The organism is Vibrio tetraodonis (genome assembly GCF_003350295.1).
In the GTDB taxonomy this organism is placed as follows: Bacteria; Pseudomonadota; Gammaproteobacteria; order Enterobacterales; family Vibrionaceae; genus Vibrio; species Vibrio tetraodonis.
In genome coordinates this window covers 41,499-67,163 of the sequence record NZ_QLYY01000005.1, presented here as the reverse complement: position 1 = coordinate 67,163, position 25,665 = coordinate 41,499, and the positions used below count along the sequence as shown (strand labels likewise).

22 protein-coding genes are annotated in these 25,665 nt (G+C 42.2%); 7 read left to right on the top strand and 15 right to left on the bottom strand.

Features of this window, described 5'->3' with window-relative positions:
- Window positions 1–25: 25 nt before the first annotated feature.
- The gene (locus tag DPF90_RS00590) at window positions 26–946 is read right to left on the bottom strand and encodes a LysR family transcriptional regulator (RefSeq protein WP_114783605.1); all 921 of its coding nucleotides are present in this window, start codon (window positions 944–946) and stop codon (window positions 26–28) included.
- A 96-nt stretch (window positions 947–1,042) separates the two neighbouring features.
- Between DPF90_RS00590 and yjjG the strand changes: the two genes are divergently transcribed.
- Together yjjG and DPF90_RS00580 are read left to right on the top strand one after the other, a co-directional pair.
- Window positions 1,043–1,717 carry a pyrimidine 5'-nucleotidase gene (gene yjjG, locus DPF90_RS00585; RefSeq protein ID WP_114783603.1) on the top strand — a complete coding sequence of 225 codons (675 nt, stop codon included), beginning with the start codon at window positions 1,043–1,045 and terminating at the stop codon, window positions 1,715–1,717.
- Window positions 1,718–1,785: 68 nt separating this feature from the next.
- Window positions 1,786–2,007 (top strand): cold shock domain-containing protein, encoded by a 222-nt coding sequence (locus DPF90_RS00580; RefSeq protein ID WP_240314428.1) that lies wholly within the window; start codon window positions 1,786–1,788, stop codon window positions 2,005–2,007.
- A gap of 2 nt (window positions 2,008–2,009) precedes the next feature.
- Here DPF90_RS00580 and DPF90_RS00575 read toward each other — a convergent pair whose 3' ends face one another.
- The 3 genes from DPF90_RS00575 to DPF90_RS00565 form a co-directional block, all read right to left on the bottom strand.
- Window positions 2,010–2,690 carry a helix-turn-helix transcriptional regulator gene (locus DPF90_RS00575; RefSeq protein ID WP_114783601.1) on the bottom strand — a complete coding sequence of 227 codons (681 nt, stop codon included), beginning with the start codon at window positions 2,688–2,690 and terminating at the stop codon, window positions 2,010–2,012.
- Window positions 2,691–2,940: 250 nt separating this feature from the next.
- Complete coding sequence (locus DPF90_RS00570) at window positions 2,941–4,311, bottom strand: L-serine ammonia-lyase (RefSeq protein WP_114783599.1); 1,371 nt, start codon at window positions 4,309–4,311, stop codon at window positions 2,941–2,943.
- Window positions 4,312–4,483: 172 nt separating this feature from the next.
- Window positions 4,484–5,155, bottom strand: a complete 672-nt coding sequence (locus DPF90_RS00565; protein ID WP_114783597.1) for a hypothetical protein — start codon at window positions 5,153–5,155, stop codon at window positions 4,484–4,486.
- A gap of 290 nt (window positions 5,156–5,445) precedes the next feature.
- Between DPF90_RS00565 and DPF90_RS00560 the strand changes: the two genes are divergently transcribed.
- Complete coding sequence (locus DPF90_RS00560; protein WP_114783595.1) at window positions 5,446–6,378, top strand: DHH family phosphoesterase; 933 nt, start codon at window positions 5,446–5,448, stop codon at window positions 6,376–6,378.
- Between the two features lie 192 nt (window positions 6,379–6,570).
- Here DPF90_RS00560 and DPF90_RS00555 read toward each other — a convergent pair whose 3' ends face one another.
- The gene (locus DPF90_RS00555; protein WP_114783593.1) at window positions 6,571–7,587 is read right to left on the bottom strand and encodes a GGDEF domain-containing protein; all 1,017 of its coding nucleotides are present in this window, start codon (window positions 7,585–7,587) and stop codon (window positions 6,571–6,573) included.
- Between the two features lie 138 nt (window positions 7,588–7,725).
- On the bottom strand, window positions 7,726–8,661 hold the full coding sequence (locus tag DPF90_RS00550; RefSeq protein WP_114783591.1) for a chemotaxis protein: 936 nt from the start codon (window positions 8,659–8,661) through the stop codon (window positions 7,726–7,728).
- 192 nt (window positions 8,662–8,853) lie between these two features.
- Between DPF90_RS00550 and DPF90_RS00545 the strand changes: the two genes are divergently transcribed.
- Entirely contained in the window at window positions 8,854–9,132 is a 279-nt protein-coding gene (locus DPF90_RS00545) for a peptidylprolyl isomerase (protein WP_114783589.1), read from the top strand.
- A 72-nt stretch (window positions 9,133–9,204) separates the two neighbouring features.
- Here DPF90_RS00545 and DPF90_RS00540 read toward each other — a convergent pair whose 3' ends face one another.
- The 3 genes from DPF90_RS00540 to DPF90_RS00530 form a co-directional block, all read right to left on the bottom strand.
- The gene (locus tag DPF90_RS00540; protein WP_114783587.1) at window positions 9,205–11,757 is read right to left on the bottom strand and encodes a glycosyl hydrolase family 18 protein; all 2,553 of its coding nucleotides are present in this window, start codon (window positions 11,755–11,757) and stop codon (window positions 9,205–9,207) included.
- Between the two features lie 788 nt (window positions 11,758–12,545).
- On the bottom strand, window positions 12,546–13,553 hold the full coding sequence (gene ltaE / locus DPF90_RS00535; protein WP_114783585.1) for a low-specificity L-threonine aldolase: 1,008 nt from the start codon (window positions 13,551–13,553) through the stop codon (window positions 12,546–12,548).
- A gap of 10 nt (window positions 13,554–13,563) precedes the next feature.
- On the bottom strand, window positions 13,564–14,088 hold the full coding sequence (locus DPF90_RS00530; RefSeq protein WP_114783583.1) for an NUDIX hydrolase: 525 nt from the start codon (window positions 14,086–14,088) through the stop codon (window positions 13,564–13,566).
- Window positions 14,089–14,359: 271 nt separating this feature from the next.
- Here DPF90_RS00530 and DPF90_RS00525 point away from each other — a divergent pair, with 271 nt between their 5' ends.
- Both DPF90_RS00525 and viaA read left to right on the top strand, forming a co-directional pair.
- Window positions 14,360–16,018, top strand: coding sequence for an ATPase RavA domain-containing protein (locus DPF90_RS00525; protein WP_114783581.1), 1,659 nt, complete (start codon window positions 14,360–14,362; stop codon window positions 16,016–16,018).
- Window positions 16,019–16,030: 12 nt separating this feature from the next.
- Window positions 16,031–17,476: an ATPase RavA stimulator ViaA gene (viaA, locus tag DPF90_RS00520; RefSeq protein ID WP_114783579.1), complete on the top strand. Its 1,446-nt coding sequence runs from the start codon at window positions 16,031–16,033 to the stop codon at window positions 17,474–17,476.
- 2 nt (window positions 17,477–17,478) lie between these two features.
- Here viaA and emrD read toward each other — a convergent pair whose 3' ends face one another.
- The 4 genes from emrD to DPF90_RS00500 form a co-directional block, all read right to left on the bottom strand.
- Window positions 17,479–18,684, bottom strand: coding sequence for a multidrug efflux MFS transporter EmrD (emrD, locus tag DPF90_RS00515; protein WP_114783577.1), 1,206 nt, complete (start codon window positions 18,682–18,684; stop codon window positions 17,479–17,481).
- A gap of 187 nt (window positions 18,685–18,871) precedes the next feature.
- Window positions 18,872–19,180: a cysteine-rich CWC family protein gene (locus DPF90_RS00510; RefSeq protein ID WP_114784242.1), complete on the bottom strand. Its 309-nt coding sequence runs from the start codon at window positions 19,178–19,180 to the stop codon at window positions 18,872–18,874.
- 148 nt (window positions 19,181–19,328) lie between these two features.
- On the bottom strand, window positions 19,329–20,375 hold the full coding sequence (locus DPF90_RS00505) for a GGDEF domain-containing protein (protein WP_240314427.1): 1,047 nt from the start codon (window positions 20,373–20,375) through the stop codon (window positions 19,329–19,331).
- A gap of 74 nt (window positions 20,376–20,449) precedes the next feature.
- Complete coding sequence (locus DPF90_RS00500; protein WP_114783575.1) at window positions 20,450–20,926, bottom strand: MarR family winged helix-turn-helix transcriptional regulator; 477 nt, start codon at window positions 20,924–20,926, stop codon at window positions 20,450–20,452.
- Between the two features lie 412 nt (window positions 20,927–21,338).
- Between DPF90_RS00500 and DPF90_RS00495 the strand changes: the two genes are divergently transcribed.
- The gene (locus DPF90_RS00495; protein WP_114783573.1) at window positions 21,339–22,910 is read left to right on the top strand and encodes a BCCT family transporter; all 1,572 of its coding nucleotides are present in this window, start codon (window positions 21,339–21,341) and stop codon (window positions 22,908–22,910) included.
- A 52-nt stretch (window positions 22,911–22,962) separates the two neighbouring features.
- Here DPF90_RS00495 and DPF90_RS00490 read toward each other — a convergent pair whose 3' ends face one another.
- Both DPF90_RS00490 and DPF90_RS00485 read right to left on the bottom strand, forming a co-directional pair.
- Entirely contained in the window at window positions 22,963–23,682 is a 720-nt protein-coding gene (locus DPF90_RS00490; protein ID WP_114783571.1) for a 3'-5' exonuclease, read from the bottom strand.
- A 6-nt stretch (window positions 23,683–23,688) separates the two neighbouring features.
- Window positions 23,689–25,578 carry a DUF294 nucleotidyltransferase-like domain-containing protein gene (locus DPF90_RS00485; protein ID WP_114783569.1) on the bottom strand — a complete coding sequence of 630 codons (1,890 nt, stop codon included), beginning with the start codon at window positions 25,576–25,578 and terminating at the stop codon, window positions 23,689–23,691.
- Window positions 25,579–25,665 lie beyond the last annotated feature (87 nt).

Genomic DNA, 25,665 nt, shown 5'->3' with positions numbered 1-25,665 from the left:
CGTATTGATCGCTAATTGACTTCAATTAGCTGTCAAATATAGCTTGATCCCAATAAGGGATATCCGGACATAGTTTTTCTACCATAAAGTCAATAAAAACGCGAGCTTTGAGTGGCAAGTGTTTTCTTTCAGGGTAGACAACATACACTGCATGAATAGGTAAGGAGTAGTTGGTCATGATAGGCTTTAAGTTTCCGGATACAATATCTTTAGATATAAGAAATGTTGGCATTTGCGCAATACCGAGACCGTCAAGTAACACTCTGCGTATTGCTTCACTATTGTTTATCGTCAAATTGCCCTGTGGTAAGACACTCGAGACTCCTACAGAGCTCTTAAACTCCCAGTTTTGCCCGCCTTTGAAATAAGCATACCGTAAGCAATTGTGCTGACTGAGATCCTTGGGCTTTTGTGGCTCCCCATAGTGTTCAAGGTAATGTTTTGAAGCGCATAATATACTTCGGCATATCGTCAGTCGCTTTGCAACTAGGTTTGATGTCGGTAAATGGCCAATTCGGATCCCTAGATCGAAGCCTCCTTGAACCAAATCTACCATTTTGTCCTCAAGTTCCATATCGACCTCTAGGTCGGGATATTTGGTCATAAATTCAGCAAGAAAAGGCGTAATATGGTTTACACCAAATGACATAGGTACTGTTATTTTTAATTTACCTCGTGGCTTGCCTTGTAGTTCAATAACGGTATTGATCCCTTGCTCAGCCAGTGCGAGAGATTGAGATGCATAGTCATAATATTGCTGACCTGCTTCGGTAAGACTCAGCTTTCGCGTGGTTCTATTAAGTAAACGACATCCGAGCTCCTCTTCTAGTAGAGTTATGCGCTTACTTACCGCTGATTTAGTAATCAACAATTTCTTCGCGGCTAACGAGAAGCTTCCGCTTTCGACTACAGCAATAAAAACGGGTATAGACGTATATGAATGCATTAGTTGAGAAAAAGTAAACAATTAGTTTCTTGATGAGAGTATTATCATGTATTGGAAAACAATCTACAATGCCTGCTGAAGATCGAGGAGAATAAAATGAAGTACGATTGGATACTATTTGATGCAGATGAAACACTGTTTCATTTTGATGCATTTAAAGGCATGCAACTCATGTTTTCGCGCAAAGGTGTGGACTTTACCCAAGCAGATTACAACCAATACCAAGAGGTCAACAAACCTCTATGGGTAGACTATCAGAATGGTAAGATTGATGCCCATGAACTTAAACACTCCCGATTTTTACAGTGGGCCGAAAAGCTTGGTACTACAACTATGGAGTTAAATAGTGCTTTTCTGAATGCCATGGCAGACATTTGTACTTTATTGCCCGGAGCACGAGATTTGATTGACTCTTTATCTGAGCGAGCAAAGCTTGGGATCATTACCAATGGTTTTGAAGAGTTACAGGATGTTCGGCTTGAAAAAACAGGATTGAAGAAGTTCTTTGAGCAAGTAATTATTTCAGAACAAGTCGGGGTTGCTAAACCAGATAAAAAGATCTTCGATTATGCTCTGGGAAAAATGAATTATCCATGTAAAAGTAGGGTTTTGATGGTGGGGGACACGCTCCAATCTGATATTGTAGGCGGTATCAATTTCGGTATCGAAACCTGTTGGTTAAATAGGCATAACGCAGATAAAGAAGAGGGCCTTGAGCCTACCTACATTGTAAGCTCACTTGTGGAATTGAAAAAGATTCTCATTCCTTAACATGTTGTGATCCCTAGTCTATAGTTTTGAGTATAAGTGTTGTAATTAATTTACTAGGATGTAGCACTGTGTTAGGCGTAATAGTTCAATGGGACGAGAAACATGGCTATGGATTGATCTCAACTAAGAATCTGCCAGCCCAAAAAGTTTTCTTCCATGTCAGAGACATGAGTACTGAAGAAGGTCCTCCTTACGTATCCGAACAAGTAGAGTTCGATGTTCTTGGGGACATGAACGGGTGTAAGATGGCAACAAATATTAGCCCGGTCATTATCAAATTTATACAATAACATTAGCGAGCACGTGTCTTGACATAGTGCTCCAAGTTTTTGTTCTCTGAAACCTCAAATCTCTCATCGAGAATAAGGATTTCATCCATTCTATCTAACCTGAATTGGCGATAACCCTTCCTGAGCTCACACCACGACACCAACGTCCAAGAGTATGCCCAGAATATCAGACCCAAAGGTTGAATGGTTCGTATTGTCTGTTCATTGGCTTCAGTCGTATAGGTCAATTGGACTTTGTGCTGGTCATTTATTGCATGGCGTAATATTTTTGCGGATTTTGTGGCGAGTCTTTTTGTATGTACATCAGGTACCCGCATTGGAAAATTCTCAACCTGCTTTTTAAGTTTATCGGGCAGCACAGACATGATTTTGGCAGAAGCAGTCGTAGAGGCTTCCGCAAGCTCTTTGTCGGATAAACTTCGAACCATTCGCATTCCCAGTTCCAATGCTATCATTTCTTGCTGGGTGAACATTAATGGAGGCAGATGGGAGCCACGCTCTAAGACATAGCCAATACCCGCTTCGCCCGCTATTGGCACTCCAGAGTGTACCAATGACTTTATATCCCGGTATATGGTGCGCTCACTGACCAACAAGGTTTGAGCAAGCTCACTTGCCGTTACCGCATAGCGCTTTGAACGTAATAGAGTCAGTAGAGTAAGTAATCTTTCATGTTTGGCCATTAGAGCCCTTAAGTACCCAATAATGATATTTGTTAGCGAGGCCTTTAAATAGTTTGTGGCCTATCAATATGTTAACTCGATGAACGGTGAGCAATCAGCAGGAAAACTAGCAAATATGAATGCTTATATCAATAAATGTGAGCCTGATCAGATAGATAATATAGAAATAAATAGGTCGTACTGAACCTAACTCAAGTGGCGATTAAAAAGCCCCACTGTATCAGTAAAGCTTTGTATGGTTTGTCGTCGCCTACTCACAAGGGGGAGACATATGAATTACAGCTAACCCGCCAAGGGATGTTTCACGATACTTTTTATTCATATCTTTACCGGTTTGATACATAGTAGCGATAACCTTATCTAACGATATGAGACACTTACTGGTTCTCTTCAATGCCATCCTTGACGCATTGATAGCCTTCATCGCACCCATCGCATTACGCTCTATGCAAGGGACTTGAACCAGGCCACCAATTGGGTCGCAGGTCATTCCTAATGAATGCTCCATTGCTATTTCTGCTGCAATACAGATTTGCTCGTTGCTTCCACCGCGTAGTGCGGTAAGACCAGCCGCAGCCATTGAAGAAGAAACACCAATTTCCCCTTGGCAACCGACTTCAGCACCTGAGATTGATGCATTAGTTTTGTATAAAATACCAATGGCACCAGCAACGGCTAAAAAGTCTTTGATTTGCTTGGTATCTAGGGCTTTAACAAAACGATGGTAATACATTAGTACTGCGGGGATCACACCAGCAGCTCCATTGGTAGGGGAGGTTACGACTTGCCCTCCAGCAGCATTTTCTTCACTGACCGCGAAAGCGAAAAGGTTTATCCAGTCCATTACTTCCATAGGATCATTTTCAACGGCTTGATTGGCCTCAAGTTTCTTGAGTAAGTTAGGCGCTCTTCGGGTAACCTCTAGGCCGCCCTCAAGTATCCCCTCGGTTTCGAACCCCCTTACCATACACAAAGACATCACTTTCCAGATTTGCTCTGCTTTCTGATCAATCTCTTTTTTGTCGAAAAAGCAGACTTCATTTTGCAGTATCATACCGCCTAAACTAAGGCCCTTTCTCTCCGCCATTTCAAGCATTTGCTCAGCGGAAGTGAATGGGAAAGGTACTTCTACTGGTTTGTCTGAGCTGCCATTTTCCAGTTCATCTGCAGTGAGGATAAACCCACCACCTATGGAGTAGTAGGTCTCCATTTTGAGTTGGGTTCCAGAGGAATCATAGGCCGTTACAGTCATACCGTTCTCGTGCAGAGGGAGGTTTGTGGTATGAAAAATAATGTCTTTCTCATATTCAAACCTGAGCTGTTTTTTGTTCGCTAACAGTAATGTGTGGTTCTCAAAAGTGTCTTGCAGTGCTTGTTTGGCACTGGTCATTTTTATGGTGTCAGGTTTATTACCCATCAAACCAAGTATGATTGCACGATCTGTATGGTGGCCCTTACCCGTAAGAGACAATGAGCCGTATAAGTCGACTTGGATTCTGTCTACTTTGGATATTGATTCGCTTAGCAGGTCTGTGAAATGGTAGCCAGCTACCATGGGCCCATTGGTGTGAGAGCTTGATGGCCCAACTCCAACTTTGAAGATATCAAAAATCGACAGCATATCTTTACTTCCTGTTTAAATGGTCTGTTATCCAGACTCTCGTTAAATATAGTTAACAATTTGGTAACCTTGTTGACACTATAGATAAACAGAGGCTTTGTACAGGAATTATGGAAAAATCGGGTAATAATTGAGAGGGAAAAAAGATAAGGGCACAATCAGTGCCCTCGTTTTAAACTGGTTGATTTTTAAGAGTTAAGCGTGTTTTGACAGCGCCAAGAGCAATAAGGCAGTAACACAGAAGTTCCATCGCCTCTTCAGATACGTTTTTAACTTCGCGTATGTAATATTCATGCATCACGCTATGCCAGAAGCTTCCCATGCCATACAAACGCGAAAATACGACCAGTAATACGACGCCACCAATCAAGGTATTCATGTGGCGAACGTCCAGGATAGTAGCCATTTGATTAATCGTGTTTTTGTGTCCCTTGAATCCATATGCACAGCTTGCGATTGTGACAAGAAGAGCGGGGTACACCCATGCTCCATGGAAGATCATGTCAAACCAAGCGTCCATTTCTCTGATGGTCAATACGATTAAAAAACCGAAAATTAATGTTGCCGCATGACTGAGCTCTTTACGCTCGCGGATCACAAGGAAGAAGGAACTAGCGGATATTATCAGCATAAGCGATTGAAGCGCCTCAGTGATCGATGTTTCTCCTAAGCCATGTTTTAAAATGGAAAAGTCTACACGGATAGCTAAATTTACCAAAAGCCCAATCGCAAGTATCACCAAGGCATTGAGCGAAGACCTGTATAGAATCTTTTTCGACTTATCTGAAATACTAACTTGTGCATCCAAGTCGTGTTCGTTAAAAGTGGATTGCTTGTGCTTCATAGTGACAACCAGTTAATAAGAAATTATTTGAGATATTACTCACATTTTAATGTAATTGTAATGTCAGTTGTCATGATAGCGTCAAAATAAAACACTGTGCAATTATGATGTTTGAGAGAATTTTGTATTTCGCTTCGAATCAAAGGAGAGGAAAAAACAAGTGTAAGTTTGTTAAACGATCGAAGGTGTCTAAACTAAAGGTAAGACAAAATCATCATTCTATTCGTCGGATATTAAAGCTGGTGTTGGCTGGTGCGTTAGTCTAAACACTGGGAGATAAGGATTTACAGATGCCGGAAAAGAAACATCGTTTAGTAACGCGTAGCGACTTTGATGGGTTAGTATGCGCGGTTCTGCTCAAGCAACTCGGTCTCATTGACGATATAAAATTTGTCCATCCTAAAGATATGCAAGACGGGCTGGTTGATATCACTTCCCTAGATATTGTGACTAACCTTCCTTACGTTAAGCATGCTCATCTTGTTTTTGACCACCACCTCTCTGAAACCATTCGTAATCCGGGTGAAAGGCCCAATCATATTATTGATCCAAATGCCCCCTCTGCGGCGAGGGTTGTATGGGAGTATTATGGTGGTGAGAAAGTCTTTCCTCAAGCTTGGTTGGGTATGATGGAAGCGGTCGATAAAGGTGATTCAGCACAGTTCACACGAGATGAAGTGTTAGACTCGACAGGGTGGAATCTACTCAATTTTCTCATGGACGCAAGAACTGGGCTTGGACGCTTCAAAAACTTTAGGATCTCAAATTACAATTTGATGATGGACCTGATCGATTATTGTACGACCCATACCATTGAGGAAATTCTCGAGCATCCTGATGTTGCAGAGCGCATAGAACTCTATAAAGAGCATGAGGATTTGTTCAAGCAGCAAATCCAGCGATGTGCGACGGTTCATAATAACCTAGTCGTACTGGATCTTACGGGCGAGGATACAATTTATGCGGGTAACCGCTTTATGATCTACGCGCTCTATCCCCAGTGTAATATTTCAATCCACAAGCTGTGGGGGTTTCAGAAGAAAAATACAGTATTTGCGACCGGAAAATCCATATTTGATAGGAGCTCTAAGACAAATGTTGGCGAGCTGATGTTGAAATATGGAGGAGGTGGTCACAAAGCTGCAGGAACGTGTCAGATTGAAAATGATAAAGCTGATCAGGTGTTAAAAGACCTCATTGATGCTATAACTTCTGACGGTTGAAGATATTGAATTTTTTTAGCTGATACAATCAAGACAATTTGTGAAATCTTGCGCGTCTCACACTCTATCAGGATTGAGGTTGTTTTGATGTATTTTAAGGTTTTAAGTCGGGGTAGGGGTTTCGTATGTAGCTAGCGGGTATAAGTTATGGCTCAACACGCCTAGCCGATATGACGTGTCTATTCTTTATTTCTATATTGGCATTACACGGTTGCGTCCAAGCTGTTTGGCCTCATAGAGAAGCTTATCCACCCTTTCTATTAGTGACTCTGGGGATTCACCAGGTTGCAGTTCAGCTACACCAAATGAAGACGTTATGTTGCCTATGGATTCTCCTGAACGTCTATCTTTAACCGACAACTTTTCTATGGAGCGTCTCAAACTGTCTGCAAATTGCCTAGCAATTCGGAGTTGTTTATTTGGTACAATGAATGCAAACTCTTCCCCACCATATCGGTAAGCATGAATACCGTCTCTACTACTGAGCTGGAATCGCTTAGCAATCCCTTTTAGCACTGCATCCCCGAAGAGATGCCCATAAGTGTCATTAAGATTTTTGAAGTGATCGATGTCAGCGAGTATCAGACACATAGTCTGTTCCGCTTCACACAGCACACTGATATCATTATCGAAAGAACGCCTATTGTATAAACTTGTCAACCCATCAAAAAGAGCGTCTTGTTGCACTTCTGCGAGCTGTTCTTTGAGCCTTTGGATTTCATTTGCTGCCGTTTCGAGTTGAGTGTTTAAAAAACTTGTAGAGTTTCTGATTTCTTTAGATTCGGAGATCAAGTGACGCACGACTTTAGTTACGTCTTCAATAGACATGGCTTGGTCCTCAAACCGTTCCAGGTTTTCAAAGCTTTTATCTATTACTTCAGAAAAATGAGATGTATCAGAAAGAGTATCCGTCATGGAGGAGGCCACTTGGTTGACCAATACTTCAACATTGGCTTTCAACTCCTTCATATCCGTCTCAGAGCGACTTGCTACAAAGCTATCGTAGAGTTGTTTTCCCGCTGCTGGCGGACACAATCCGTAATTCTCGATAATATCATCCAACTCCTGATTCATTTCAGGAATCGCATTATCAACATAGGTGTACCACAAAGCATAATTAGCTGGCGTTGCCGCCACATGGTTTTGCATCATGAGTGGGACAGCTTTTTTTAAGTTAGCAGTCGATTTTTTGAAATCGTCGTCTAGCATCTTCTGATTAATATTCTTCGTTAACTACCCAATAAAATAAGATTAGCGGATTTCAGCATGGGCTGCTTGAGTTAATATGTATAAAAAATTAATGTTGCTTGGATATTAATAAGTTAGCAGGCCACTATTATCCACATACTAAACTAGCAACTCAGTTGCTTGACCTTTATCCTTACTTTCTAGTAGCTCAGCGCCACGAAGCATTGCCTCAATCAAGTCGCCAGCATTAAACTTTTCCAGTGCTTCGTGTGCGCCAACTTGAAGTGCTCTGTCTGTACAAATCTCACTCGATAGTGAGGTATGCAGTATGATATAGGCTTTGCTCAAACCATGATCATTTTGAACTTCGAAAGCGAGCTCATAGCCATCTAAGCCAGGCATTTCAATATCACTCACTAATAGCTGAATGGGTTGGTCTTTATTGGCTTGCTCTCGCATTAAAGTGAGGGCTTCAACCCCATTGTTGCAAATTTGGTAGCCAATATTAATACTGTCTAGAGCGTCCGATAACTGCTTTCGCGCAATTGAAGAGTCGTCTACCAAAAGGATCTTCAATGCTTTTAACCTCTCTCTCTCGATGTCGGTAAGCATAGGTATAGTATTAGACTCGTATTGAGGGTAAATTTTTGATAATAGAAGTTCAACATCCAACATCTGAACAATTTGATCCTCAAATCGTGTAATACCAGTAACGAAAACATTTTTACCCGTTGCTTGAGGTGAAGATTCAATCGACTTCCAATTGCATTCGATTATTTTTTCAATAGAACGAACCATAAAGGCAACAACGGTTCTCAAGCAATCCGTTACAATCAAATAGCATGAAGAATACTCTTCAGGCTGAATGGGGCGTAACCCAATGGCAGCCGGCATATTAATAACTGGAATTGTGTTATTACGAATCGTCACTGTACCTATAACATGGTGGTGTGAATACGGGATTTGGGTAGTTGGCTGATACGGTACAATCTCGCGGACTTTTAATGTACCAATAGCAAAAAGTTGTTTACTGTGGGTAAGCGTAAACATCAACATCCCTTGTGACTGATTTGCTTTACTGACTGTTTTTGCCATATTCAGAAATACTCGTCTCTTCTATTTGCCCATGTCGATGTTATATCATTTATAAATCTTATCAATCTAGAGCGGATACTTTAGGTGATAAATTAAATTTCCGTTCGTTTTTTGACCTTTTGCTGTGGTGTTTTCACTTCATTTAGTTACAATGTTTGTCAATTTGATGTGATGACTTAGCGAGAGCAGTACATGGCTAACTCTGCCGCAGCTTTACATATCCTGGTAAAGCACAAAGAACAAGCTGAAGACATAATTAAGCAGCTTAAAAAGGGTGCAAAGTTTCAGACTTTGGCAAAAAAGTACTCTACTTGCCCTTCAGGAAAGAAGGGAGGAGACTTGGGCGAGTTTCGTCGCGGACAGATGGTTGCGCAATTTGACAAAATTTGCTTTCAGGGAGAGACACTCGTTCCTCACATAGTGAAGACTAAGTTTGGGTGGCATGTCGTTAAAGTACTGTACAGGACATAATATCTTTGTTCAGAATAGAGATACTTAGATTAAAAAACCCCGCTCAGCGGGGTTTTTTACTTACTGGATAGATTAGATTTTCGTCCAAGCTTGGTCCCAGTACGTTCCTGTGCCAGGCGCATAAGCCCATGCTGCACCTGCGCACCATCCAGTATATGGATGTGGTTTACACTCATAATTCCCACCGGCATTTGTTACCTTATCTCCGGCTTGATATGGTGTCCCTTCAACATACTGAGGATAATCACCTGGGTTGCCCCCATCTTCTTTGGCTTTCACCAAAATAGTAACGCTTTCGGTATCTGTGCCTGAACCATCCGAAACGGTTACAGATACAGATATATTGGTATCTTGAGAAAACTCAGGTGTAACAAAGCTAGCAGAACTGTTGTTAGCATTTACATCGACGTCCTCGGATGACCAAACGAAAGTGAGACTATCACCATCAGGGTCTGAGCTACCAGATGCATCTAGTGTGATTTGTTGCCCTGATTCAGCTTCTGAAGGGCCAGAAATGACAGCTTCTGGTGGCCTATTCTCAGGTTGAGAGCCAAACTGCGCACTAACATTTACCGTATCGTAAGCAGACGCGCCATCTTGGTCAGTAACCGTCAATTTGAAGCTGTATATGTTATTTGAAGCATCATCTTCTACAGAAATAGTTGCTACCGCGCTAGTGGCATTATTGATAGTTAACATTGGCCCCGAAATTTGTTCCCACAAGTAAGAAACATCACCCTCAGCATCATGAGATTGCGAGCCGTCCAATGAAACGACACCTGCTGTCGACACAACTATGTCGTCACCAGCGTTTGCCACTGGTGGACGATTTACACCTTCACCGCCATTGAGGAGCCCATTTTGCATGGCGTTTAGAATATCACCATTATCACCATCAATTTCCCATGAGAATAATCCTGCAAATCCATTCGAACGAGCATAAGCAGCTTTGGCTTCGACAGATTCCGTATTGTCGTAGCTAATCACTTCTCCAGTGGATTCTTTGTACAAATATGGAGCTTGAGCTTGTGCGTCGTAGAAGGTTTCTACGCCTGGTTGTCCGATATAATCAGATACAATATCTTTATAATCGATGACACCAGGCTCCCAGCTACCATTGATAGCACCATCACCAGTACCTGTGATTGGGTTGCTTGGATCTGTCATGCTTTCACGTGTTACACCTTTCCAGCCACGTCCATACATGGCTGCACCCAAAACAAGTTTGTTCGCTGAAACACCCTGTTTCAGCAGTAGAGTTGAAGCGTTGCGCGTGGTGTATTCAGGTCCTTCTTCAGGATCTTCTGTCCCATCACACTGTCCTTGGGAAATATGTGAACCACAGTCAAGAGCCGCTTGATGGCCCAAGTTATTATCCCAAGCACCATAAAAGTCGTATGACATAACGAAGATGTAGTCCATGTACTGCTGAGCGTCAGAATAATCGACATCTTCAATTTTGTCCCAACCAGCACCAATAGCGGAAGTTAGCTCATAAGTTTTGCCAGTTTGAGCTGATAACTGATCCAGCATATCACGCAGTTCTTTCATCAGATCTATATAGGCCTGTCCATCCAATTCTGGATTACCTAAATCTGGGTTTGCACCATCGCCGCCGGGAAACTCCCAGTCTATGTCAACACCATCATAGAATTTCCATGTAAGAAGGAATTCTTTAACTGAAGCAACGAAGGTGTCACGGTTCGCTTTATCGGTAAATCCATAGAAGGGGTCGGATAATGTCCACCCTCCAATTGAAGGTAAAATTTTAAGATCTGGATAACGTTGTTTGAGTGCCATCATCTGGCCATAAGTACCTTTAATTGAAGAATTGCTGGTACCTGGTAGGCTCGAGCCTAGTGCTCCCCATTGATCATGAACCACAACCTCATAGTCTTTTGAGTCGCCACAGGCTAGTTGCAGAGCTCGTTGAGCGTCGCCATCAGTAAGTGAAGCATTTGGGCCACACATAGGAATGAAGCCGTAGATAATATGGGTGAGGTTGTCAGCTGGTATGTTATCCACGGTAAAGTTTCGCTCGTATTGACTCCACTCGACAAAATAGCTGCCCACTACGGTGCCCTCAGGTTGAGGTGGGAAAGATTGATTGTTACTGTCAACGTCCATTGTAAGTGGATCCATACCACTACCATCTGTATCAGTGACTGTAATTCTGTGAACGGCTGATGAAGAGCAATCGCCGTTAGCATCACACACATTAACCGTCATATCATATTGACCAGCTTTGTCGACTTGAACTGTGGTTGTGCCTGAAAATGCAGAGCCTTGGGGCCCATTAATAGCCTCGGTATAAACGACCTTATCGTCGAGTTTTACTTGCCATTGCGTTGCTGGAGTCCCGCTGTTGTACCAAACATCCCAATCTACAGGAAAGGAAACACTGTCATGTCTGACAACCGTTTTCTTGTAAGACTGTCTTCCGGGTTCTCCATTGATTTCTACGAAAGATTGGTTTTTAACACTGGTCATATTCCAGTCAAGCTGTGGTGGAGATGGTGCGGCTTGCACATTTAGGCAAGCGGTCCCAAGAGTTAGGGCAATTATAGTTGAAAGCGGGGTTCTTCTATTTTTCAACTGACGTCGGCATTTAAATCTAATATCCATTGCTTTTTCCTTTTTTCAAAACCTTTTAAGCGGCCTACAAATATATACAGATGAATACTTCCGATTGGCAGGCACTTAAAATTTAGCTTTGATTTTTATTAACGATCAAAGGTGTATTTTGTTTGTGCGATTGATATATGTTTTGGATTAAATTTCATTATTTTTTTAGGATTTATGAAATTTTTTATGATTGTCGTTTTTAGAGTTAAAGCTTCAAATTACGTTGATTTTGTAAAAATAACAGATGGTGAAAAATAACATTGCTGACAATGTTAAATAAATTCGCTGTTTTTTCTTATATCATTTCATATATCTATATTTTGATAGTTAATTATTAATTGTGTTTTATTGTGCTAGGTTATAAACTGCAGGCATGGCATTTGTTTTTTATTTATATAATATCTATATAATCCATTAAATAATAGAAGCATAAGGAATTTATCTATAAATAGATTATGAGTAATCTAAACTGGGTATAAACATGAACTTGAATCTTAAGTTTCATATTTAACTTTTTAAAAAACCGCTTTTTTCACATCTATCTTATTGGGTAAGACCAATAGTATAAATAATAAAGATCATTATTATTTATATGTAAGTAAGAGTTCATAATATTTTAGAATTTAAAATAGATTCCGTGTTTTGTTTGAGATATTTAATTTAGGTTAGAAAAGTATAACGACAGGCAGTGTGGTAAAGGTGAAACATGGATATGAATTATTAATCCGGTGACAATAATGTATAATAAAATTTGGCCCATCATTGCTGAGGGCCAAGTTATTATTGATTTAAGATAAGTGAGTTTGTAGCTTTTCTACTAGCTCGTTGATACCGTCTACAGATATGTCTTTGTGAGTGGCGAATCTGACAGGGTTACCCGGGCTAATAAGAATGCCATCACTTCTTAGCTTTTCAGCGATAGTGTATATGTCAATATTGGAATCCAGTTTAGCAAACACGAGATTAGTTTGAACAAAGTCGGGGTTGACATGAAAGCCTGGTATTTGATTGAGTTTGACTGCAAGTGTCTTTGCGTTTTTGTGGTCAGTCTCAAGCTGGCTGACTTGTTCAGTGAGTGCCAGTTTACCAGCAGCTGCCAGAATCCCTGCTTGTCTCATCCCGCCACCAACCATTTTTCGTAAACGACGCGCTTTTGCAATGAATTCCTTGCTTCCCATAAGCAGCGAGCCTATTGGTGCAGCGAGCCCTTTAGACAGACATACTGTCATAGAGTCAAAATACTGAGCAATTTCTTTAATATCAACATTAAGAGCAACCGCAGCATTGTATGCTCTCGCCCCATCTAAGTGAAGTCCAAGCTTGTGGTGGTCACAAAATTCGCGAGCTTCCGCCATATAGGAAAGTGGTAACACCTTTCCGTTAATGGTGTTTTCAAGGCTTAGTAATTTTGTTCGAGCGAAGTGACTGTCATCAGGTTTAATTGCCGCTCTAAGTTTGTCAAAATCAAGCGTGCCATCTGGATTATTTTCAATTGGTTGTGGCTGGATAGAGCCTAATACTGCAGCACCGCCAGCTTCATATTTGTAGTTGTGTGCCTGCTGACCACACAAATATTCATCCCCTCGCTCACAATGAGCCATTAAGCCAAGTAAGTTAGCCTGTGTTCCTGAACTTGTAAAAAGAGCCGCTTCGAAGCCATGCCTTTCTGCTGCCCATGTCTCTAGTTCATTTACGGTCGGATCGTCACCATAGACATCATCCCCAACAGGGGCGTCAGCCATAGCTTGTCGCATTGCTTGGGTAGGTTGAGTGACGGTATCCGAACGGAAGTCCATGTTTTATCTCCTATAAGTATCCACATAATTTTGCTTTGCTGATACATGCGATAGTCTTAGTATCCGTAATTTCACCTTCGATGATTTTTTGTTCTATTTCAGAGAAAGGTAAGGAAATTGCTTCTATGATTTCGTCATCATCGCACATAAGTTGGTGAGCTTTTGATAGGCCTTTAGCAATGTATAGATATTGAATTTCGTCACAAAAACCAGGCAAAGGCGTCACTTTTCCAAGAGATATCATAGTTTCAGCATGATAACCAGTTTCTTCTGATAATTCTCTCACAGCACAAAGTTCGGGAGGTTCACTGTTTTCGATCGTACCCGCAGGCAATTCAAGTAGCCATTTCTTTAATGATGGCCGGTATTGGTTTACCAGTACTATGTCACCATTAGGGAGTATTGGAAGTATCACCGCAGCACCAGGATGAGAGATAGTTGTATGGGTAATAACTCTACCATTAGGTAGTGTGGTTTTCAGTTCTTGGAGAGAAATGCCTTTCCAAGTGTGGAGAATTTTCAAAGGTGAGTCCATATAATCTATAATTTAGTCATTATTAAGTGATGATATAATGCAAATCATCAACGATTGAAAAAAGGTTATTAGACATTATGTCTCAAACCTTAGACACTGTTACAGTGATTTACGTCGCAATTTTGAAATCAAAGTTTTCAATGCGTTACGTAAAAAGTGCTTCTGGTATAAAGGCCGATCAAAACGAAAAAATCCACTTGTAACAGGGTTATAACAAATGTATAAAGCTATGCAGATTACATACGCTAGTTAATATTCAGAGGAACACACTATGATTAGCCCTACTAGAGTGTCCCATGCGCAAAAAGCGTTACTCTCTGAACGAATCAATAAACTCGCTCAAGCCTTGTCTGACGGTGTTTATGAACGAGAAGATACGATAAAAATGTGTTTGCTTGCTGCCTTAGCTGGTGAAAGTGTATTTTTACTGGGTCCTCCCGGAATTGCCAAGAGTCTGATTGCCAAGAGGCTGATTCAAGCATTCGACAACGCCTCATATTTTGAATACTTAATGACACGTTTTTCAACCCCTGAAGAAGTGTTCGGACCACTTAGTATTCAAGAACTTAAAGATAATGGCCGCTATGTACGTTTGACCGAAGGCTACTTGCCAACCGCTGAGGTAGTATTTCTTGATGAGATTTGGAAAGCGGGCCCCGCTATTTTAAATACCTTGCTGACAGTAGTGAACGAGAAAACGTTCAAAAATGGTAACAATATAACCAAAGTCCCGATGCGTTTGCTCGTTTCAGCATCTAATGAACTGCCTGATGAAGATAGTGGCTTAGAAGCGTTATACGATAGGATGCTCGTGCGTATTTTTGTCAATCGAATTCAGAACAAGCAGAACTTCAAATCTATGCTGACGGTCGGGACAATACAGGAAGCGATTATACCTGAAGGCTTAGCGATTACCGAGCACGAGTACCATCAATGGCAATCAGAACTTGAGCAATTGGCTTTGAGCGATGCTACTTTTGAAAAGTTGTATGTGCTGAAGCAGATGTTAGAGAATGCCGCTGCTCAAGGTTGTGAAATCAATGAATCAGAGATGTATATTTCAGATCGGCGCTGGAAAAAATCGGTCAAACTGCTTAAAGCCAGTGCTTATTTCAATGGTCGTGACGAGGTTAATCCACTTGATTTGTTATTGCTTCAAGACTGTTTGTGGAATAGCCCTGGTTCTCGTGAAATAGTTCAGAGTGTGATCAAGCAGTTCGCCCTTACTTGTGCTTTTGATCAGCAGGATGTCGAGCAGCAAATCATTTTATGTCGAGATGAGTTGGCCGAGGTGCAGGCAGAGCTGGAATCTGAGTTTGGAATGCTGTTGTCAACGGAGTCCACAACGGGTCTTAGAAAAAAACAAATCCACAGTTACAACATATCAGATGCAAACCTCTATGAAGTGGGTAACGCGTCTGGCTTAGTTAAGCTGGTTTTGTTGCAAAGTAACTTGTCGGTTTCAGAATCTGAAAAAGGTGACAGCCGTTGGGTCTATGTGCCCAAGGCAGACCTAGAAAAGGTCATCAAAGAAGGTCACGGTGACGTTTATGGCTATGTAAATAAAAATACCAACTTGTGCCGTATACGATTTGATCTTGATGTAGAGAGTAATCTGGTGATTAAAGATATAGCAAATCGTGCCGTGCTTGTATCTGTAGTGACAAAAGCAGGTTTGGATAAGAGCTTATACCAAGCTTGGCTAGGTAAGTCTGAACAAGCACTTGATCAGCTCAATCAAGCAGAGCATCACCTCCTTAAAGTACGTTCCGATTTTCATGGCGCTTTACCACACATTTTTGTTGACCAAGATCTTCCTAGAATCATGGAATCGAGTCTGCAAACACTTCAGCAAACGCTGGAGTCAACAAAGACTGAATGTGAACGTACAGTACTGCGTTTTCGGCAGTTAAATCAGTTCTTTGCATGAGAGGTGATCTAGATGTTGGGCGCTGATGGTTTAAACTTGGCTTTAATGATCGCTGATTCAGGGATCATAGATTCGGCGGTAAACGACTTGATGGCGCGCTCTCAAGTCATGTCTTTGACTGAGAACAGAGGCGTAAGAGCAAAAGTAAAAAATCATCTTCTTAAATGGCGAGGCACGGTTAAAAAGCGCATCACCAATGTCTGTGAGACAGAGCGGTTTCAGCAAGAGCTCGCTTTGTATCAGGATGTCATCCATTGGAATGAGCAAACCTTTTTCGATAATATCCCAGAGGTCATTAAAAAGCTCGAATGGCACTCTGCTTTTTATCTCAAAGCACGTAGGTTAATTGAAAAGAATAAAGGGCTTTATAACCCTATGTTTCCTCATTACTTTTGCGATCAGTGGTACCAAAGCTTGTCTGATGCAATTCGTCAGGCTCAAGTTTCCGAACTCGAAGCGAGCAAAGAGAAACTTCTCCAAGATTTATATCAACGTATGGAAACGATGAAAAACATGGATGGAGTGACTCAAGAAGGCGATGAAAGCAGTTTGGGTCGGCTATGGGATATGGCTGCGGCCAAATTGAGTAAAACCGATCTTTCAGCGATGAAACGCCATGCAGAGTTTTTGAAAAAGAATAAAGGCTTACAAGACATCGCTCAACAACTGGGTCGCATGGCCAGTGAAGTCAATGATCCTGAACTAAACCGAGCACCGACAGAAGATATACAGATGGTGGAGGAAAAGTCAGATGAAGCGACAGATGATATTGTTGGCATATATGAGAGTGACGATTTAAATAAACTGCTGCCAAATGAAACTATGTTCTTGGCTTACCCAGAGCTAGAAGTCATATTCTATAAACACTTGGTTGATAAGCGATTGTTGAACTATAGAATGCAAGGTAAATCAAGAACCTTGCGTAAAGTCAAAGCTCATCGGCCTGAAAACATGCAAGCCGATGTGGAAAAGGGGCCATTCATTGTATGCGTTGACTCCTCCGGCTCTATGAGTGGTTTCCCTGAACAATGTGCTAAAGCGATTGCTTATGCGCTTATGCAGATTGCGCTCGCTGAAGATAGGGATTGTTTTGTAATTTTATTTTCTACAGAACAAATCACCTATCAGCTGACTCGGCAAGATGGTTTAAGAGATGCGAGTGACTTTTTAACCTATAGCTTTCACGGTGGTACTGATCTGGAACCCGTCCTTGTTAAGTCAATTGACTTAATGAAAGGGGAAAGATATCGAAATGCTGATTTGGTTGTCATTTCAGATTTTATTGCGCCCAAACAGTCGGAAGAGTTGCAGCAGCAAGTTACGAACTTAAAAAAACAACACAATCGCTTCCACGCTATTAGCTTGTCCAAGTATGGAAACCCCGAACTTATGTCCTTATTCGATCATTGCTGGGCATATCACCCCAATTGGGTGGGGCGGGTAATGAAAAAGTGGTAAACCTAGACTGTAGCTGAGCTCTCCTGGAGAGGATCTTGGTTACGATACCCCCTTGTTAACCCAACGACGGCAAGGATTGACATCAAAAGCATCAGACACCCAAGTGGCATTTGGTTGGGCGACGGTATCATAGAGGCAAGCAGAGTTGCCATTCCAGCCCCTAAATTTTGGATGCCTCCTAGCAGCGCGCCGCCTGTTCCTGCATGATAAGGGAAAGGGGAGAGCGCCCCCGTCGTTGCTGCAGGGAACAAAACACCGGCTCCGAGAAAGTAGATAGTCGCGCCTCCTACCAGTGTTAGAGCATCAGTTAGTCCCATTAGACCGGGAATAAAGACCACCAGCGAACCTACGGTAATAGCGATTAATCCAACTTGCAGTGCAGACTTCTCGCTCTTTCTTGTTGCGATCACGCCAGATATTGCGGCCCCTATCAGGTAACCAGGAATGGGTATGACAAATAGTATGCTTACTACGGTTGCAGGAAGCCCTAATACTCCTCCGAGAAGCACGCCCGCTGCCGCTTCAAAAATAGCGACTCCGGAAAAGGTGGCCACTAAGCAGAGTAAGTAACCTTGAAACTTTGAATTGGACAGAACATAACGATAGCTATGGATAACTGATTCGCTGCGACGCTTCGATGGTGGCAGGGTTTCATCGAAACGTGTCATTATCGCGATGACGACCACAAGGCTAAACAGAGATAAAAATAGATAGCTCGCTCGCCAGCCAAAGCTTTCGGTTAAATAGCCTCCTAGTACAGGGGCTAGGAGAGGGCAAAAGATAATACACATGCTGATTAAGCTATTTACTTTGTGGAGGTCGTTTCCAGAGAATACATCTCGTGAGAGTGTACGACACATTGCGCCGCCACTCCCTATGCCTAGCCCTTGAATAAAGCTACCAGCTAAAAATGCTTCGAAATTTTCAGCGTACAATGACATTACACTGCCGATAATGTATATGCCAAGGCCAAAAATGATAATTGGTTTGCGCCCAAAGCGATCAGAGAGGGGACCATAAGCAAACTGTGATACGCCATATGGAATGAGGTAGCAGGCCATCACTGCTTGTAACTTAGTTGGTGAGACAAGAAACTCGCTAGCCATGTAGCCAATTGAAGGCACATACATTGTTTGCGTCATTTGGCCAACGGCGGCTAAAAGCGCGATAAACAATGTAAGTTTAATAACTTTATATGATGCGTTCATTTCAATTAACAAAAGGCTTATAAGTAAATGATATAACTAGTCTATTTATGCTAAAGCCATATAAAATAGAGACTTTGAGCTATGAATGTGAGAGATGTTAGAATTATGTTGATGACTTTGCAACCAATAATGTGATTTTAAGCAAGATATTATTCTATGGTTTGGATTAGAAAATCTAATCAATAGTCTAGGCAATTTCAAGTTTGCTCAGACATGTTCTACATAAACATAGGTCGGAAGAAAGTTCGGTTGGAAGGATACGTTTCTCAAGTGAGAAGCACCAACATGTCTGCTTTCCTTGGGCTAAATCACAGCTAGCTGGCCCGTTGCAAGAAGGGCAACTATGGTCAGAAGTTTCACCTGATAATACATCGATGATTTCATCTCTCTTTGAGTCTGAGAAGGCTCTCCATTCTATGATCTCTTCCATGGTTCTCAAGCATCCACTACAGATACCGCGATCATTTTTGCATGCTGCTATGCAGGGCGTTTTCAAGTTTAGCTCCCTATACCTGTATACAATTTTTGAATGTCGAACAATGCTATACAATGCAGTTAAAACTGCAATCATTATTAGAAATTTCTATTTTTGAGGATCTTAGAGTGAGCGATGGCTAAAACGGGTATTTATCACAATCGAATAACTATATAAGAAACTTTGAGGTTTCTTTTTCTTTGTTTGATGGGAGGGGGCCACTGTAGAGTGATACTTTATTTCTGCCATTATGCTTCGACTGATAAAGGGCTATGTCGGCACGTTTTACCCAATCTTCCACACTTTCTTTGTTAACAAGTTGGGCGACACCGGAGCTTATAGTGACTTTCGCTTCTTCGGGATACTCACTTTGCTCTATATGTTGGCCCGTGTATATCATGGTATTTTTTGCGGCAAACTGGTCTCTTTCTGGCAACACCAGTAGGAACTCGTCTCCGCCTAGTCGGAAAAGTAGGTCGGACTCTTCCATATGACGATACATGACCCCCACTACTTGCTTGATAACTTTGTCACCGACATCATGCCCATACTGATCGTTGATTTTCTTAAAGTTATCTATATCAATCAAGGCGACTGATGAGATTGGGTAATTAGCGCATACGTTCTCTAGGTGTTCTTGAAGCTCGTGTCGATTGAGAGCACCAGTCAAGCTATCACGTTCTGAAAGATAACGGAGCTCCTTTTGCAGCCTCTTGATTGCTTGAACAATCACCTGAGCAATAACCGCTGTAGCAAGCAGAGAAAAAGCGTATCTGGAAGTGGTCGCTAGGTGTTGATGGGGAAGTGCTGCTAAGGTACACCCTATCAAAAGAACGACATTAGCGCTTAACGCAAGTTTTATGGGTAACAGAAAAACCACACTGATGATAATGGGGAACACCCAATATGTGGCTAACGTACCAAATATGTGAATGGCCATAATCATAGACGTTACAAGCAAGATAAGGGGAAGGGTATGGCCAAAAAAGCCTTTACGCTTGTATACAATGGCGGTCACTTCGAGCAAAAGAGTGATTTCGAAAGTAAGTAGAATAGCGCCCAGCATTATTTCACCGATCAGGATATTATTGATCCCGATAGGTACAAAAAATATTAATGTTGTTGCAGCGACAAACTTCAGTACTTGCTTTTGCCTACGTATGTCTAGGATAGCGTCGGTATGATCATCCTGAAGTTTGTATTTTTTTCCCATCATATTTTGTGAGTTTACGTTTAGCCCTGTATAAAACGTAAGCCCTAAATATGGCTAAATCAATTTTGCAGGCAGAGTTATTCAGGCGTCGTGATACTTCCTATCTCTAAAACAGGGGCCACATCGATATCCTCAGCGTTCATCATCGAGGAAATCCGTTGAACTGAAGATAAGAGCAATGACTGTTCCCACTCTTCGAGACGTTGAAACTTATTAATAAAGTTTTGCTGGAGTGGTGTAGGTGCTTGCTCTAAAACCATTCTGCCTTTGTCGGTTAAATGAGCATGAACTTTACGCTTGTCTTGTACGCTACGAACACGTTTGACAAGTTCATTGCGCTCGAGGCGATCCAAGATAGTCGTCGCAGTTGCTTGACTCATGTTGGTATGGTTTGAAAGCTCACGAATAGTGACTTCTCCGAGCTCTCTTATTGAACGCATTAAAATCAATTGTGGCCCAGTTAAGCCAGATTCTTTACTTAGCCTTTTCGAGTGCAGATCAATGGCACGGATGATCTGTCGAATTGAGATAAGAACTTCTTCGTGCTTTTCCAATCTTGTTCCTTATATTAGTAAAGCGGTGGAGGCGAGAAAATACATCAAATTTTGCAGTATTTGAAGCCTTGCAAATGATAAATATCAAACTGGACTATCATCTTAGTGGATAGCATGGTGTTTATGAAACGTCATTTCAGTATTTTAGCTGTAAATGTGATGTGGTCAAATGTTTAGAAGTCAAACTTAATCTCGATGTTTAGATTTTCCATTATTGATTAAACTATCTTCTTTTAGTGTCTTTTTTGTTCAAAAATACAACAGGTAGTCCGAAAGTACTGGAATGATGTGTATCTGTGCGTACAATGATAGCGGATTGATTGAGCCTTGATATAGAGAAATTTGTTTTTATCACTAACGATTTTTCTATCTGAGGGTTTGGTCAGGGAAGAAAACCAACAAGAGAGGAATAATGACTAAAGGTATAGATAAGTACAGTATCGACAGTACTGACTACACGGTCGGTCAAGATAATGTCCAAAAATGGGGGTTTGACGTACATAACCCTGTATTTGGAATTAGTGCAGGCCTGATTGGCTTGTTTTTACTCATGACAGCGCTCATGGATGCAGAATCAGCAAAAGCGCTGCTTGATGGAGTAAAATGGAAGATTATTGGCAGCTTTGACTGGTTGTTCATCTGGTCAGGTAATATATTTGTCCTATTTTGTATCGCTCTTATTGTTACGCCGCTAGGCAAGATTCGTTTGGGCGGGCAAGATGCCACAGCCGACTACTCCTATGTCTCTTGGCTTTCCATGCTATTTGCTGCAGGAATGGGCATCGGCCTTATGTTCTGGAGTGTTGCAGAACCTGTCGCTTATTTTACTGGTTGGTATAAAACGCCATTAGGTGTTGAAGCCAATACGGCGGAAGCTGCGAAACTGGCCATGGGCGCAACCATGTATCACTGGGGTCTTCACCCTTGGGCGATTTATGGTGTGGTTGCTTTATCTCTCGCCTTCTTTGCCTATAACAAAGGTCTCCCGCTATCAATTCGTTCTATTTTCTATCCAATACTCGGCGATAGAGCTTGGGGCTGGGCGGGTCATGTCGTTGATATTCTGGCTGTATTAGCGACACTATTTGGTTTGGCGACCTCGTTAGGGTTAGGAGCCCAGCAAGCTGCCAGTGGCATTCATCATGTATTTGGCTTTGAAGCCAACATGGGGTTACAAGTGGCGGTTATTACGATTGTGACTCTGCTTGCGGTGGTTTCTGTCATTCGTGGTATCGATGGTGGTGTTAAGGTCATTAGTAACATCAACATGATCGTCGCTTTCTTATTGCTTATTATGGTGGCTTTGATTGGTTACGCCGTAGCCTTTGGCAACATAGGTACGACCTTGATGGCTTATGTTGAAAATATTATCCCGCTAAGTAACCCTCACGGCCGTGAAGATGAAGCTTGGTTCCAAGGTTGGACTGTTTTCTATTGGGCATGGTGGATTTCGTGGTCACCATTTGTTGGTATGTTTATCGCTCGTGTTTCCAAAGGTAGAACGGTTAGAGAATTCATGACAGCAGTGCTGATTGTTCCTTCGATTGTTACGCTACTTTGGATGTCAGTCTTTGGTGGCATGGCTATCGATCAAGTGGTGAATAACGTCGGTGAGTTGGGCGCAAACGGTCTTACCGATGTCTCTTTAGCTATGTTCCAGATGTTTGATGTGTTGCCGTTTGGTAGTGTGCTATCAGTGATTGCCGTCGTGTTGGTTCTAGTATTCTTTATTACCTCATCGGACTCTGGTTCTTTGGTTATCGATAGCATTACGGCTGGTGGTAAAGTGGATGCTCCAGTTCTACAACGTGTTTTCTGGGCCTTTATGGAAGGGGCGATCGCAGTTGCGCTACTTTGGATCGGTGGTACTGAAGCCGTTCAAGGCTTACAAGCCGGCGCTATCTCTACCGCGTTACCCTTTACCTTTATCCTGCTACTTATGTGTGTAAGCCTACTTATGGGTATGCGTACTGAAAAATACTAGCGTTAAGTAATAGCACGACTAACTATAAAAAAGGGCGACTAATCGCCCTTTTTTATATCCAGACTTCACCAAGTTTTGTGGTGCGCTTGTAGTGATGGGCTATTTGAGCTTGCAGTAATTCTGCGGTTGCTACGGCATCAGTCAGTGCATGATGTGGCGTGTAGTTGGGCAGGCCATAGCGGGTTCTACTTGCCCCAAGGCGCACGGACTCAGGCTTTTTGCCTATCAATCGCTTTAAAAAGCTGCCATTGGCTTGCTGCTGATAAAGAGTTTCTAGGTGCATGGTATCAATAACCGGAAACTCAATGCCTTCGTTGATGCGATCGGTCAGCGCTCGGTCAAAAAACTCCCGTTCTATTCTCTGATAATGCACGACCATGACTTTACCAGCCATTTGCTCTAACACTTGTCCGTATATCTCAATTAAATCGGGTGCATCCAGTATATCACTATGGGTAATGCCATGAATAACCACAGATTCTTCCGCAAGTTGTTGGCGAGGTCTTACCGTCCAATGACGAGCTTGATTAAGAAAAATGCGATTAAGAGTAAAAGGGACTGTCCCTATGGTGATGATGTCATCATGGTTAGAATCTAATCCCGTGGTTTCAAAATCCATCGCCAAAAAAGTCGTCTCCTCAATAGGAGTCATAGAGCTAGGTACACTGGCGGCGTAATACTCTTTCAGTGCTGAATCTTTGCTTTGCTTATGTTTGATATCAAATGTTTTTTGCCAGTTGATATGAGACGCATTGATGAGATTATTGATCATTGGCACCTACTTAAAGTTGTTACTAGCTTGGTAACGATATTTGAGAAAGTTTTGCGCGTTACTCAAAATTTGGAAGGCATCTTTAAGGTTACGACGCTCAAAGTCAGACAAGTTTTCCGGTTCTATGTTGTTATCTGGCTCAATCTCGTTTTCGACGTCGTAGGCTTGGTGGCGTATTCGTACCATGGAAATAAACTCAAGCGCGTCTTTGAGATCACGCGCCTTGCCTTTAGGTAAAATACCGGCTTCATGAATATCATCTAAGCGCTCGAATGAGTTCGTTGACCGCGAGCCCACCGCAAGGGCATGGACTCGAATCAGGTCCGCAAGGGGAGCTGTACCTCTACGCTTGAGGTTGATCGAATTCTTATGCTGGCCGTCTTGCTCCATCACAAAGGCTTTAAAGAAGCCAAGAGGAGGAGTGCGGTTCATGGCGTTACGTGCGAGACAAGCAAGAAAGCGGTTATTTTTGCGCGCTCGTCGGATAATAAATCCATTGAGTTGCTCAGCCCATTTTAGCCGGCCATAGACACCGACAAGATCAAAGAAGATAGAAGCGTTGAGCAGAGCTTTAGGGTTGGGATCATCAATCCAGTCAGAGAAACATTCTTCCCATTCGCTGCGCGTCATGCGCCAAACCGGATTGGTCGCCATAATATCACCCGTACAATAGGTATAGCCGCAGCGATCCAAACCGTCGCAGATTCTTTTGGCCAAGTCGGCAAAATACTGGCCGTGCTGTTTACTGTCGTAGCTGTTATCAAGGATGATGGCGTTGTCCTGATCTGTGACCAGTATTTGTTCATCGCGCCCCATAGAGCCAAGGGCCAGAAAACAATAGGGAATTGGCGGTTCACCAAGCTCTTCTTCTGCTAGCTCTATGATTCTTTGCTTGAAGCTTTTACCGATCACTGACATGGCGCTGCCAACCATGTGTGAGTTGGCATCTTCATTAACCAATCTTACAAAGCTGTCTTTGACTTGCTCGGCCAGTGAAGCCAGCTCTTCGATGGACTGCTGCTGATAAATACTGCTTACTAACAGTAAAGAGTTTTGCGACTCATAGCGGACGATATCGGTCGTTTCGACAATGCCTATCGGCTTTTTATCTTTTAGTACTGGCAAATGATGCACATTGTACCTAAGCATAGTAAGCATGGCTTCGTACACATAGGCATTGTGGTCAAGTGAGATGACTTCCGTGGTCATCACGTTAGAAACTGGGTCGGTTGGGTCCAAACCTTCAGCCAACACGCGAGTACATAAGTCTCGGTCGGTGATAATGCCGACCAAAGGAGATTGATCTTCTTCGTTATCTTCAAGAATATTTGGGTCGATAACCAGCAAGGAAGACACATTTTCATCGGCCATTTTTATCGCCGCATTTTGAATGGTTTCATCTTTTTCAAGAAAGGGTGTTTCGCCTTTTAGAAGGGTGCGAACCTTAGAAGTGGTGAGATCGTTTTGCTCATTACTGCTGGAGACGGCTTGGCGCAGACGAGCCGTATCTTCTACCTCTACAAAATCGGCGAAAGTTTCATGGTTATCGTAGAGTTCCTGAAAAGCAGATTCAGGTATACAGTAGAGCAGGGTATCTTTAATGGCTTTGGCTGGAAAGCGCACTTTATTATTGGTTAACAGCCCCATTTGGCCAAATAGGGCACCTTCATCCAAACGGTTATACAGCTCGCCTTTGCGCCGATAGACTTCGACCACACCGCTGCGCACCATGTAAAGATCATGGATTTCATCACCAAAATGGATAACCGGCGTATCTTCACGAAAATAAGAAATCTCAACATTACTCGCGACGAAGTTAAGCACGTCGTCGTCGAGCTCATCAAACGGTGGGTGTTGAGACAGGAAATTCTTTATATCCAGTAATTCTGCTTCCATGAAGGTGTCCGGTGTAACTGTGTTATTTTACATGTTACATGATCTTATGAGTGACTTCATGGTAGGCGCCTAAAAACTCACAGAAAA

Excerpts from the sequence above, each read along its gene's own strand:
- DPF90_RS00540 (WP_114783587.1), bottom strand. The coding sequence starts at position 11,757 with ATGGATATTAGATTTAAATGCCGACGTCAGTTGAAAAATAGAAGAACC.
- emrD (WP_114783577.1), bottom strand. The coding sequence starts at position 18,684 with ATGAACGCATCATATAAAGTTATTAAACTTACATTGTTTATCGCGCTT.
- DPF90_RS00550 (WP_114783591.1), bottom strand. The coding sequence starts at position 8,661 with ATGGCAAAAACAGTCAGTAAAGCAAATCAGTCACAAGGGATGTTGATG.
- DPF90_RS00555 (WP_114783593.1), bottom strand. The coding sequence starts at position 7,587 with ATGCTAGACGACGATTTCAAAAAATCGACTGCTAACTTAAAAAAAGCT.
- DPF90_RS00575 (WP_114783601.1), bottom strand. The coding sequence starts at position 2,690 with ATGGCCAAACATGAAAGATTACTTACTCTACTGACTCTATTACGTTCA.
- DPF90_RS00505 (WP_240314427.1), bottom strand. The coding sequence starts at position 20,375 with ATGATGGGAAAAAAATACAAACTTCAGGATGATCATACCGACGCTATC.
- DPF90_RS00525 (WP_114783581.1), top strand. The coding sequence starts at position 14,360 with ATGATTAGCCCTACTAGAGTGTCCCATGCGCAAAAAGCGTTACTCTCT.
- DPF90_RS00590 (WP_114783605.1), bottom strand. The coding sequence starts at position 946 with ATGCATTCATATACGTCTATACCCGTTTTTATTGCTGTAGTCGAAAGC.
- viaA (WP_114783579.1), top strand. The coding sequence starts at position 16,031 with ATGTTGGGCGCTGATGGTTTAAACTTGGCTTTAATGATCGCTGATTCA.
- DPF90_RS00530 (WP_114783583.1), bottom strand. The coding sequence starts at position 14,088 with ATGGACTCACCTTTGAAAATTCTCCACACTTGGAAAGGCATTTCTCTC.
- DPF90_RS00490 (WP_114783571.1), bottom strand. The coding sequence starts at position 23,682 with ATGATCAATAATCTCATCAATGCGTCTCATATCAACTGGCAAAAAACA.
- DPF90_RS00545 (WP_114783589.1), top strand. The coding sequence starts at position 8,854 with ATGGCTAACTCTGCCGCAGCTTTACATATCCTGGTAAAGCACAAAGAA.
- ltaE (WP_114783585.1), bottom strand. The coding sequence starts at position 13,553 with ATGGACTTCCGTTCGGATACCGTCACTCAACCTACCCAAGCAATGCGA.
- DPF90_RS00485 (WP_114783569.1), bottom strand. The coding sequence starts at position 25,578 with ATGGAAGCAGAATTACTGGATATAAAGAATTTCCTGTCTCAACACCCA.
- yjjG (WP_114783603.1), top strand. The coding sequence starts at position 1,043 with ATGAAGTACGATTGGATACTATTTGATGCAGATGAAACACTGTTTCAT.
- DPF90_RS00565 (WP_114783597.1), bottom strand. The coding sequence starts at position 5,155 with ATGAAGCACAAGCAATCCACTTTTAACGAACACGACTTGGATGCACAA.
- DPF90_RS00495 (WP_114783573.1), top strand. The coding sequence starts at position 21,339 with ATGACTAAAGGTATAGATAAGTACAGTATCGACAGTACTGACTACACG.
- DPF90_RS00560 (WP_114783595.1), top strand. The coding sequence starts at position 5,446 with ATGCCGGAAAAGAAACATCGTTTAGTAACGCGTAGCGACTTTGATGGG.
- DPF90_RS00570 (WP_114783599.1), bottom strand. The coding sequence starts at position 4,311 with ATGCTGTCGATTTTTGATATCTTCAAAGTTGGAGTTGGGCCATCAAGC.